This is a genomic window from Paenibacillus sp. FSL K6-1330 (genome assembly GCF_037976825.1).
Taxonomy (GTDB): Bacteria; Bacillota; Bacilli; order Paenibacillales; family Paenibacillaceae; genus Paenibacillus_AQ.
The window spans coordinates 1,221,494-1,233,604 of the sequence record NZ_CP150269.1; the positions used below are offsets into that span (position 1 = coordinate 1,221,494).

General features: G+C 43.9%; 8 protein-coding genes and 2 pseudogenes. 9 read left to right on the forward strand and 1 reads right to left on the reverse strand.

Features of this window, described 5'->3' with window-relative positions; genetic code table 11:
• Positions 1 to 140 precede the first annotated feature (140 nt).
• From NYE54_RS05365 to NYE54_RS05385, 5 genes and pseudogenes are all read left to right on the forward strand, one after another.
• Complete coding sequence (locus tag NYE54_RS05365) at positions 141 to 1,436, forward strand: erythromycin esterase family protein (protein WP_339270588.1); 1,296 nt, start codon at positions 141 to 143, stop codon at positions 1,434 to 1,436.
• A 30-nt stretch (positions 1,437 to 1,466) separates the two neighbouring features.
• The gene (locus NYE54_RS05370) at positions 1,467 to 2,615 is read left to right on the forward strand and encodes a serine hydrolase domain-containing protein (protein ID WP_339270589.1); all 1,149 of its coding nucleotides are present in this window, start codon (positions 1,467 to 1,469) and stop codon (positions 2,613 to 2,615) included.
• Positions 2,616 to 2,792: 177 nt separating this feature from the next.
• Positions 2,793 to 3,899 (forward strand): annotated as a pseudogene (locus tag NYE54_RS05375) (transposase); the annotation flags it as partial.
• Positions 3,900 to 4,091: 192 nt separating this feature from the next.
• A pseudogene (locus NYE54_RS05380) lies at positions 4,092 to 4,349 on the forward strand (GNAT family N-acetyltransferase); the annotation flags it as partial.
• 318 nt (positions 4,350 to 4,667) lie between these two features.
• Entirely contained in the window at positions 4,668 to 5,522 is an 855-nt protein-coding gene (locus tag NYE54_RS05385) for a GNAT family N-acetyltransferase (RefSeq protein WP_339270591.1), read from the forward strand.
• Between the two features lie 782 nt (positions 5,523 to 6,304).
• On the opposite strand, the gene NYE54_RS05390 is transcribed toward NYE54_RS05385, so the two are convergent.
• A complete protein-coding gene (locus NYE54_RS05390; protein WP_339270592.1) occupies positions 6,305 to 7,375 on the reverse strand; it encodes an IS110 family transposase in 1,071 nt (356 codons plus the stop codon).
• A gap of 270 nt (positions 7,376 to 7,645) precedes the next feature.
• Here NYE54_RS05390 and NYE54_RS05395 point away from each other — a divergent pair, with 270 nt between their 5' ends.
• From NYE54_RS05395 to NYE54_RS05410, 4 genes are all read left to right on the forward strand, one after another.
• Positions 7,646 to 8,416: a nucleotidyltransferase domain-containing protein gene (locus NYE54_RS05395; RefSeq protein ID WP_281478805.1), complete on the forward strand. Its 771-nt coding sequence runs from the start codon at positions 7,646 to 7,648 to the stop codon at positions 8,414 to 8,416.
• A gap of 628 nt (positions 8,417 to 9,044) precedes the next feature.
• Complete coding sequence (locus NYE54_RS05400; protein ID WP_339270594.1) at positions 9,045 to 10,169, forward strand: DUF3048 domain-containing protein; 1,125 nt, start codon at positions 9,045 to 9,047, stop codon at positions 10,167 to 10,169.
• Between the two features lie 231 nt (positions 10,170 to 10,400).
• Positions 10,401 to 11,015, forward strand: coding sequence for a DUF47 family protein (locus NYE54_RS05405; RefSeq protein ID WP_053489885.1), 615 nt, complete (start codon positions 10,401 to 10,403; stop codon positions 11,013 to 11,015).
• A 14-nt stretch (positions 11,016 to 11,029) separates the two neighbouring features.
• Positions 11,030 to 12,019, forward strand: a complete 990-nt coding sequence (locus NYE54_RS05410) for an inorganic phosphate transporter (protein WP_339270596.1) — start codon at positions 11,030 to 11,032, stop codon at positions 12,017 to 12,019.
• The last annotated feature ends 92 nt before the right edge of the window (positions 12,020 to 12,111 follow it).

Sequence of the window (12,111 nt, forward strand, 5' to 3'; positions counted from 1 at the left end):
TGACAATTACTTTGCAATACTCGGGGAGACAAATCGCTTCGCAACGAATGTCAAACAATAACCCTGGGGAGGAAAAAAATGAACAAGAAATTATTAACGAGGCTGGCACTTACTACAATATGTAGTATAAGTTTGGCCGGTTGTTCCACAGAAGAAATCCCATCAACACCATCCAGTTCGGGCAATACGCGCCTGCATCTAAACTTGAAACTGCCATGAAGGACAACCAGACTCCATTACAGTGGCTGGAGAAGAATGCAAGCAAATTAACAACAACAGAGCCTCGTGCTTCTTTGGAAGATTTACAACCACTTAAAGAGATGATAGGATCTGCTTCTATTGTTGGTTTAGGCGAAGCTTCTCATGGCATGCATGAAATATTCACGATGAAACACCGTATCGTACAGTATATGGTTACGGAATTGGGGTTTACAAACCTTGTCTTAGAGGAGAACTGGGGGAAAGGATTGATGCTTGATCAATATGTTCTTACAGGTAAAGGGCATCCAGACAAAATTCTTAGCCCCGTGTTTAACAATAAAGAAATGACGCAAATGTTGGAATGGATTCGTGACTACAATGCCAATCCCAAACATCCCAACAAAGTACGTGTAATCGGGATGGATCAAAAAAAATTAGATGAACATGTGTTTAACAAAATTTCGGACTATATCCAACAATATCATCCGGATTTGATTTCTCAATTAAATGACAAAATGAAAGAGCTTATTTCCGCAACAAAAGATGAAGGAAGTTTTGAGAAACTGCCGAAAGATGAGAAAGAAAAGCATCTTTCCAATGCCCGGTCTATTATTGAGCTGCTAGAAAAAAATAAAGCTAATGCCGGCAAGCAAAAAGAAGCTTACGCATGGGCATTGCATAGCGCCCGTATTATCGAGCAATTTATTCATATGCTTTCAGCTGAACAACAGCCGGAGTTCTTCTTAAGACATGATATTGCAATGTATGAAAATGCGAAGTGGACACAAGAACAATGGGGGAAAACCATTGTATGGGGTCATAACGGACATATATCCAAAACCAATACTCTTCCATTCGTATATCCGGAGATGTCAGGACAACATTTGGCTAAACATTACGGCGACAAATACGTATCCATCGGGACTTCAATCCATTCAGGTTCATGTAACGTTGTTAATGAAAGCGGCAAATTCGGTCCTTACGGAACGGTTAGAATCGATGACCCCAATAGCATTAACTATACCGTCGGACAAGTCAAACATGATCAATTTTTTGTAGACTTGCGCAAAGCAAGCGGTTCGGTGAAAACTTGGTTAGATGTAACCCGTCCTCTATTTGCCGGAATAACAAAATTGAGACCTGAAGTACCTTTGTTTGTAGACGCTGCATTCGGCAAGACATTTGACATCTTTTTCTATATCAAAAAGGTCACTCCATCACAAATGAATGAATAATACGATTCCTTAATCAAAAGGAGAAACGAAATGAACAAAATTTCTATGCTCACTGTATCGACAATGATTACCGCGACTCTATTACTGCCATTACTGCCATTACAAGGAACTGGTTTTGCAAAGCAGGCGGATCCCTACAGTCAAGATTCGCAGACCAAAGCCAAGCAACTTATCGATGAAGCTGCTAACCATCAAAATATACCGGGCATAATTGTAGCTTCCTCAAACAAAGGATCAAAATGGGCATATGCTTCCGGTGAAGCAAGCATTTACGGTACTGACCCGGTTAAGACGAACTTTACTTTCCGGATCGGTAGTCTAACAAAGACGTTTACTGCAATGGTCGTTCTTCAGCTTGTTGATGAACAAAAACTGAACCTGGATGACACGATAGAAAAATGGCTGCCTGATGTTGTTAAGGGTACTGAATATGAAGGGGATCATATCACGATTCGGCAACTATTAAACCAAACAAGCGGTATTCCTGACTATTCAGAACACAAGGATATTCTCGATAAATTACTCCCAAACCCGTTACATTCCTTTACTGCTGACGAATTAGTTCGTACTGGACTGAACATGAAGGCAACCTCTAAGCCTGGAGAGAAATGGGTTTATTCCAATACGAATACGGTACTGGCAGGGATGATTATTAAGAAGGCTACTGGAGAAACATACGGGGAACATATTAGGAAACGTTTCATAGCTCCCCTTAAGCTAACGAGCACTTATGTACCCGACGACTACTCGTTTATTCCAGGTGAACATGCACGAGGATACTTCGTACTCGACGGTCAATTCATAGACAGAACCGAAATGAATCCCTCTTGGGCAGATGCTGCGGGATCTATGATCTCCACAGCGGATGATATGAATACATTCTTCAGTGCTATACTTAGTGGCAAGCTATTAAAACCAGCTACTTTAGATCAGATGTTAACTGGGGTTGAAACTCCAGTAGGTGAATACGGCTTGGGGATCGTTGGAACAAAGCTGACGAATGGTATTACGATTTGGGGGCATGGCGGCAACTTTCCAGGATTCGCAACGTTCGCAGGTGGAACTCGCGGCGGGGATTATGTACAAACCCTTAATATCAATGCGATGCCTTCTGAAATTAATACGTTGCCTCTTTCCAAAAGCATTGCCGAGCAACTCATTGGCTCTTCATCACATTAAGAACACCAGCAAGCTGGCACCGGAAATTTCCTATTCCGGTGCCAGCTTGCTGCCATCTCGGCCCCGACCGTTTCCTCTGCCCGCGACGGAATGTCCGAGATAAACAGTTTCAATTTACGTTATAACTCACACCTGCGCGAACGCATGGGACATTTTCCTGATCGGATTACCGATGGATACGGGTGCAATCTTGGGCCAGCCCAAACATCCAAACATATGCGAAGTTTAGTTACACCCCATATGCTCTCAATTGTAAACCGCCGACATGTAACTGCCCAGAAGATCGATGCAGCCATACGTGACATTCTGAATCAATACAATACACTAAGCCTGCCTAAACTATGGGGAGACGGGAAGACAGCTGCTGCAGACGGAACGAAGTTCGATTTGTACGAAGAAAATTTGTTATCTGAATATCATATTTGTTATGGTGGGTATGGCGGAATTGCTTATCATCATATTTCAGATACCTACATTGCTTTATTTAGTCACTTCATTCCCTGCGGAGTATGGGAAGCTGTCTACATAATAGATGGCCTACTAAAGAACAAATCAGACATCCAACCTGATACGTTGCACGCTGATACCCAAGGACAATCTACTCCTGTTTTCGCATTAGCGTACCTGTTAGGGATCAACCTAATGCCTAGAATTCGAAATTGGAAGGATCTCATATTTTTCAGGCCAAGTGAAGACACCGTATACGAACACATAGATCCACTATTCAGTGATACTGTGGATTGGGATTTACTTGAAACCCATAGGAAAGATCTCTTACAGGTAGTTCTGTCAATCAAGGAGGGTAAAATTCTACCGTCAACCTTACTTCGGAAACTTAGTAACGAGAGTAAGAAAAATCGGCTCTATCAAGCATTTAGGGAATTAGGACGCGTTGTTCGGACCGTTTTCCTCCTGAAATACATTTCAGATATTACGTTACGTGAGCAAATAACGGCCAGTACAAATAAAGTGGAAGCATACAATGGATTTTCCAAGTGGCTCTTTTTTGGGGGAGATGGCGTGATCGCTGAGAATGATCCAGAAGAACAGGAAAAACGCATCAAGTACAACGATCTTGTAGCGAATGCAGTCATCTTTCAGAATGTTATAGATATCACCCTGATTTTACGGGACTTGATTAAAGAAGGGCAGACACTATTTAGGAATGATGTTGAAGCTCTGAGTCCTTATTTAACCAAGCATGTCAAACGATTTGGGGACTATATACTTGATTTAGAAAACATTCCGCAGGCACTTGAAGGAGCAATGTCAGTACCTATTTAATTGATGGGGTCATAGAAATGGTATTTTTTACCATGCTATGGCCCATTTTTACACGCATCTCGGCTGTACCCCAGATGCGTTCCATGAGCAGAGCTATTCTGCCGCGGGGAAGAAAACGACACAGGGCTCAAGCGGTTAAAAGAGAACCAGAAACATTCTGCGTGGACTGCTTTTGTTGTAAGGGAGAATGCTACCTTAGTAGGAAGCGTTATGACATGGATAGATGGAGATGGAGATGGAATCATTGAAGATGTATTTATCAGAGCACCTTGGCGGAAACAAGGAATTGCAAAGCATTTACTCTCTCAGGCGCTCACCTATCTCAAAGATCATAGATGCGCGCTCGCAGAACTACAAGTTGAGACGGCCAATAAATCCGCGCTATCTTTATATCACTCGGTAGGCTTCAATGAAGTATCGGAAGAAGTGCGGTATCTTCGAGAGCAATAAATCGTTCAACTAACGGGAAACGTTAGTTCAATAAAACTTAAGTTGAGCAGGCTGCAGGAGCCTGCTCATATTATTAAGCTAACGGGCAGTATAGTTCAATTATAATTGTTTTCTCAATCCTGTTGATACTTAGAAACAGTTAAACTGTATTTATACTTAACTAATTGGGGTTTAATAGTGAGCAAAGGTGATGAGAGAGGTTGACAAGAGAAAAAATATCGTTTTTTGAATATGACTTACAGTTCAGGGATAAGACAATTGCAAATGAGTTGATACAACGGGTTGTTATTTCAATTTATTATGATGAGGATATAAATCATGGAGAATAGCATAAACAGTAAAGTGTACCGATTAATTTCTTTGATATCTACGGACGCGGGGAACTATGTTAAAAATGCTCATATTAATCAAACGTTAACCCTTGTTTACTATGAAGAATCAGATCAAAATCATGGTGCATTTTGTATCGTTGAGAACGAAAATTATATCATCGCATTTGCGGCTTTTACTGATTACAGCCATGATGAAACATTACTAAATCTTATGGAGAAGCAGATTAGTAAACATTTTCAGCCGAATGAGACAAGAGCAATCTGTTTTAACGTATACGGAAAAAATAAAGAGTTAGTTCATTTTGTTAAAGAACTTGGTTTTGCGACCGATATGGAGGGTTTTCAGCTTCAATATGATTTCAGCAAAGAAATAAAAATGCCGGAGACGTTTCCGCTAGTAGAAAAGGGATTTACACCAGACATGCTTAGAAATTTTATTCAACTATTTGAGAAAGCTTATTATAACTTGAATGTTGAAAATGGCTGGAACACAAATACATACCAACAAAATCAAGATAATTTCTTGAATTTACTACAAAAAAACGAATTAGAAGAATGGGTAAGATCTTTTTGGATTGATGACAAATTGATTGGGGCCTATATTCTAGCAGGTGATTACATTCGAGACTTTGTTATACATCCCGAATATCAGAACCGCGGGTATGGAAGCCTTATTCTGAAAAATTGTATTCATCGAATGTCGAATGTAATGGGGATTAAAAATATATTATTGCGTGTTGCGCAATCGAATAGCGGAGCCAAGAGGTTTTACGAAAGGAATAATTTTATTGAAATCTCCAATTTTGCTGAGCATACGCTTGTGTCAAATCGTCTTAACTGATCAATTTTCAATATTATTAAGAAGGAAACTGTCTATATATATGTAAATTGATCGTTCAGAGGCTGAAAAAATTATGCAGCTAACGCCTATGCAGTAGGAATAAAAGAATTGAAGCCAGGCAAGTGATGAATTTGAAACAAAATGAGGTTCTATTCAGCTAACGGGAAACGATAGTTCAATAAGAACAAGAAGGGAGCCGATCAACGGGATCGGCTGCTTTTGTTCAACTAACGGGCAGTTTTCTTGAGCAAGTTGTTGACTAAGGTGACGGGAAAGAGTAATATTTAACCAATATCCGTAAATCAATGATGGAACAAAAGTAAATCATTAAACTCTTCACAGGAAAGGGTTTCATGACTGAGAAAACCCTAGAGTACTGATTGAAAATGCCAGTTCCAGAGTATGGCTAATACCCATCGGTTTGACCCGTTATAGTCAATTAAGGTGGCTGTGTGAAAATACAGCAACCTGGGTGGTACCGCGATTAATATCGTCCCAGAGCATTTTGCTTTGGGGCGTTTTTTTTTATGAAAATGAGTCTTTGCCCGAATGCTCTGCAGGCACGACGAAGCAGGGCTGCCGCGGGGCAGACCTTGGGCTGGAGGTGAGGGATTAGGCTGGTCGAGAGACTGTAAAGCCTTTGGCTTCAAGCTGGCGAATGACTTCTGCTTCGCGTCGCTTCTCACGTTCTTGCCGGAAATGTTCCAGATAGTCAGCACCAAGTTCTTTATAAGGGGTTTTGGTTGCGAGCATGTGGTAGACGATTCGCAGTAGGGTATGACCTAAAAAGCGACCAGCGCCTTTTTCTTGCCAAGACGCTTCACCCAGTTCCAGTACCTTGCGGAAAGTCTGGTATTGCGGGTCATGGAAGCAGCCCACGCACATTCACTCAACACGGCCTTCAAGTGGTTGTTTCCGGATCTGGCCCTTGTCCTTTTTTTACCGGCGCTCTGGTGATTGCCTGGAGTGACGCCAGCCCATGCCGCAAGATGGTGATCGTCCTTGAACGCGGACATGTCCGTACCGATTTCCGCGACGATGATGGAGGCAGCCTGTTCGTTAATGCCGGGAATCGATGTGAGAAGATCCATGGCTTCTTGCTTGTTGGCAAGACGGCCCCGGATATCCTGCTCTACCTGCTCGATTTGTTGTTCCAGATACATGAGGTGGTTCCAGGAAAAACGGATCATGTCGCGGTGATGCTTGCGCAGGCGTCCATTGAGGGACTGCAACAGTTTGGGCGACTTGTGTTTGAGTGCACCTCTCATATGGGTTTCAAGAAACTCCATGGTGATGACCTCGCCGTCCACGATCTTCTGGAGCAACAGCCGTCCCGATGCGCCAAAAATGTCGGACATGTGCGTCGTAAGCTTTATGTTCGCATCCTGTAGCGATTTATGGATGCGGTTCTTCTCCGAGGTGGCATCATGCACCAGCTTCTTGCGGTAACGGGTCAGATCTCGAAGATCACGGATGTCTTCGGTGGGAACGAAGCTTCCTTCAATGAGCCCGCAGCGCAGCAGCTTGGCGATCCACTCGGCGTCTTTCATGTCGGTCTTGCGTCCGGGAAGGTTCTTGACGTGATGCGCATTAGCCAGCAAAAGGTCCAGGTCGAATGCCTCGAGCACGTTCCACACGGATTTCCAGTAGATGCCGGTGCTCTCCATGGCAACGTGCGTGCAGCCTTCATTAACCAGCCACTCGCCAAGCTCCATGAGCTCGTGTGTCATGGTGCCGAACGTGCGCATCTCCAATTTCGGCGCGCGGTCAAGCGGTCCGGTGAGTACGCAGGCCACAACGGTTTCCTGGTGAACGTCAAGTCCGGCGCAGCGTTCAAGAATGGCTTCCAACATGGCAAATCCCCCCCGACATGAATAATGGAACCGGAAAGACAACCGAAACAAACGAAGATTTTTTTATCCGGACTCGCAGTCCGATAGCCTGTGCTTCAAGGTTGTTTGAGCAGTTTATTTTACGGGGTCGAACCACCGCAAAAAACCACGAACTGGCCGGTTCATCTCAAGTATGAAGGAAATGAAAGATAGAAAAAAGACTATGATTACATTTTCATCATAGCCTGTGACCCGGCTGGGTCATGAAAGTTTATTTTGGGAGGAGTCTATATGATATTAGAAAAAGTTATAAATAGAATTGTAATACAAAGTGAATATAAGGATTTTGTTGATAAGTATATAGATAATATACTTACCGAATTTAAAGGTAAGATTCATAGCATTTATATGTGTGGCTCGATTCCAAAAGGAACTGCTAAACCTTTTAAGTCAGATGCAGACTTTACTATTGTATGTGTAAATCCCAAAGATATTGATTACGAAAGATTGTCAAATATTAAAGACAGGCTTTTGGAAGAATATCCAGTAGTAACTAAGATTGATACCACAATTTGCTCGATTGACGATGTATTAAGTAAACCAAATGATTGGGGTTTTTGGGTAAAGATAATTAGTGTTTGCATATATGGTCATGACGTTGGTGAAAAAGTACCACCGATAATTATTTCTCCAGAGTTCATTTTAGACTTAAATGCAGAGACCAAGAAGGAAGTAGATCGTAGACATAGTTTACTTTCTAATGCTAGTGATAACACAATGAAAACTAGATTAATTAAAGGTTACTCTAAGAGATTAATTCGTGCATTATACTCTTTGGTTTTAGAAGATACAGGTGTATGGCAAGATGACATTATTAAGATGAAGAATGCCATATTAAACTATTGTGAGATTGACTCCGCTTTAATTGATTATCTGTATGCTTGTTACTTGGATAGTAATGTACTTGTTGAAGAGTTTCTGGGAATTGCAGATGAAGTATATAGCTATTTTGAGAACTCCTTAAATGCAATGGCTGTCCGGGTCACACTGAGAAGCGAGTGACCACATCCAGCCCCCTAAGCCCGTCGGGACGTCACTGCATTAGGTGTTCGGCAAGCCTCACAACTATAAGCAGCGACTCTAATTAAAACATAAGACTATTGAGCTAACGGGACACGATAGCTCAATAAAACAATGGAGGCAGCCGACCAACGTGATCGGCTGCCTTTGTTCATTTGCTTAATAATAGTATTGTCGAGAAATAAGAACATGGTACCATTCAGGGAAATACATTTACTAAATCTAAGAGGGAAAAGGGAGTACGGCAAAGGGTACAAGTTCTTGTCCTCCGAGAACAACTGATGATTAATCATGAACATTCCAGCCACCAGATACTTTGATCAATTACATATGTCCCAAATACAGCCTTTGACTAAGCAAAGAAGAAAAGGACCTGCGGTGTCAGGTCTTTTTCTTCAGTGAACATCGAAGACTTGCTTTAAGAAATCGGGTTACCTTTGATATTCATCTGGATGTATCCCCTTCTATATACAGACAAAGCACGATACAGACAAAGCACGGATTTTGTGATTAAATGTAAACTAAAGTTGATTGTTGGTTGGGAATTTTGGGCAAATAGGTTGGAAATTTAGGGTAATAAGTAATGGGAGCGTTCATAGGGGGAAACAATATGCATAGCAAAGGGTCTTTCAGGAAATTCGCATGGAGGACAAGCTTGCTGTCGATGGCGGCAGTATTGCTGCTGTCCGGATGTGGTGGTAAGCAGCAGGCAGAGTCTGTCCCGGCGCCGGTGGTGGAGGCTCCGATCGAGCAGCCAGTGGAAGTGCCTCAGGAGAATGCATCTTCTCCATATAAGGCACCTCTGACCGGATTGCCGTTAGAAGCGTCACTGACGCAGCGGCCGCTGGCCGTTATGATCAATAACGCCCCGGCGGCAAGGCCGCAGTCGGGTCTGGGACAAGCGGACATGGTGTATGAAGTGCTGGCGGAGGGAGGGATCACGCGTTTGATCGGCATTTTCCAAAGCCAGAGCGGCATTGAGAAGATCGGGCCGATTCGCAGCATTCGTCCTTATCTGATCAATCTAGGCGAGAGCTACGGCGGCGTTCTTGTGCATGCTGGTGGCAGCCCTGAAGCTTATAGCATCATCCAAAAGCAAGGCAAGCAGGATATGGACGAGATCGGAAATGCAGGCTCTTTCTTCTGGAGAGACAAGGAACGCAAAGCGCCGCATAATCTGTATTCCAGCGACGAGAAGCTCCGTGAAGGAGCAGCCAAGCTTAATTATGGCAACGACGTGAAAGTGCCGCAATATTCGTTCTATATGGAGCCGGCGGCTGCAAGCGGCGATGGTGCAGAGGGAACGGCGCCTGTGGAGGTTGTTTCCGGTGAACCCGGGGAGAAGGTAGAAATCAAATTTTTACTGGATAGTTATGTGGTGGCTTATGAGTATGACGGTTCGACCAATACGTACAAACGGTGGGTCAACGGATCGCCGCATGTGGATCTCAACGATAACGTTCAGTTGGAGGCCGCGAATGTAATTGTGCTGGGGGCGGATCATAAAGTGCTGGATGATGTGGGCCGGCTTGCCGTGAATGTGGAAACGGGCGGGAAAGCGATGCTGTTCCAGCGCGGAGAAGTCATCGAGGGGCAGTGGGTACGCGCAGCGGGCGATGCGATCCGTTTCGTGAAGGACGGCAAGGAAGTGCCGTTGGTGCCGGGAACGACGTATTTCAACATTGTGCCGAATTCGCCTTCTTTTGAAAGCCATGTGACCATTACGAATCCTTGATGCATAAGATGTGGATGGAAGATGCTCTGTCGGGATAATTTGCACTCATACGGAGATGTTAATAGGCAGGAGAATTGAAGCGATATCCATGCATCTTCTTTTTTGTTAGTTCCTTACATTTCTGAGTGTTACTTTTCTATACACACCCTGCCATGGATGTGATAAGATAGTCAAGGTTGTCTATCTTTTGAGGGCGTTCGCGGCAATTTATCGAAAAAAGGGGTTAAGAGTATGAAATTGAAGAAGAAGGATATATTCTTCCAAACGCTGGAGAATATGGCCGATACGGTGGTACAAGCCGCAGATTATTTTTCGCAGCACGTTTCCAATCTTCAAGATGTGCTTGAATTTGCCAATGAAATGAAAAAATACGAGTCCCAGTGTGATACCTATACACATACCATCATTACTGAACTCAACAAAACGTTTATCACGCCAATCGAACGCGATGATATTATGGACCTGACAACCAGCATGGACGATGTGATGGACGGATTGGAAGCAACCGCATCCCGGTTCTATATGTACAATTTGGGGAAACCTGACGAGTACATGGTACAGTTTGCTGAAATTCTGCGTCAATCGGCTTACGAAATTCAGAAAGCCATTCATTTGCTCTCTCAAAAGAAACTTCTGGCTATTCGTGAGTACACGATCCGCTTGAACGATCTGGAGAACCAAGGCGACGAGCTGCTGCGCATCTGCATCAAGGATCTGTTCGCCACCGTCTCTGACCCGATTCTGCTGATCAAGAAAAAAGAGATTTACGAACGTCTTGAAACGACCACGGACACCTGCGAAGACGTGGCTAATATGCTGGAATCCATCATTATGCGCAACTCGTAAGGGAGTCCTGAACAATGGATACAACGATGTTAGTATTAGTAATTGTTGTTTTTTTGGCGCTTGCATTTGACTTCATCAACGGGTTCCACGATACGGCGAATGCCATTGCAACGTCGGTATCAACCCGGGCCTTGAAGCCGCGGGTAGCCATATTGCTTGCAGCCAGCATGAACTTCATCGGTGCGATGATGTTCACGGGGGTTGCCAAAACCATCGGCGGCAGCGTCGCGGATCCGACCAAGCTGGATAACGGGATCGAGGTTGTTATTGCAACATTGCTTGCAGCCATCATCTGGAACCTGGTTACCTGGTGGTTCGGATTGCCATCATCCTCTTCCCATGCTCTAATCGGGGCATTGGCCGGTGCGGTATTTGTCGGCGCGGGAAGCGACATGCTGAATTACGCCGGATTTAAGGATATCGTCTTGGCGTTGATCCTATCGCCAATCATTGCCTTTGTGATCGGTTATCTGGTTATGCAGCTGCTCAAGGTTATCTTTGCTAAACACAGCCCGCATACGGTGAATAAAGGCTTCCGTACGATGCAAATTTTTACGGCAGCACTTCAATCCTTCACGCACGGCACCAACGATGCACAGAAGGCGATGGGGATTATCACCTTTGCTCTGGTCACCTCCGGTCAATTGACAGAGATGGAAGTTCCGCTCTGGGTTAAAATTTCTGCAGCGACAGCGATGGCGCTCGGGACCTCGATCGGTGGCTGGAAGATCATCAAGACCATGGGTACGAAAATTTTCAAAATCGAGCCGATCAACGGGTTCGCAGCTGACTTCTCGGCCGCATCCGTCATTTTCTCGGCTACGCTGCTTCATCTGCCGATCAGTACAACCCATGCGATCACCTCGGCAATTCTCGGTGTAGGCTCAGCGAAACGCTTCTCCGCCGTGAAATGGTCTCTGGCAGGACGCATTATTGTGACTTGGTTTATTACGATTCCGATTACGGCTGTACTGGCAGGAATCATATTTAAAATTCTTTTCTAAAACGTAATTACACATAGATAATGGATAGTAGTGGGCCAATCAGGAAGCGATTGGCTTTTTTTGTCTAACGAAACCGAAGGTGCAGGGAAAGG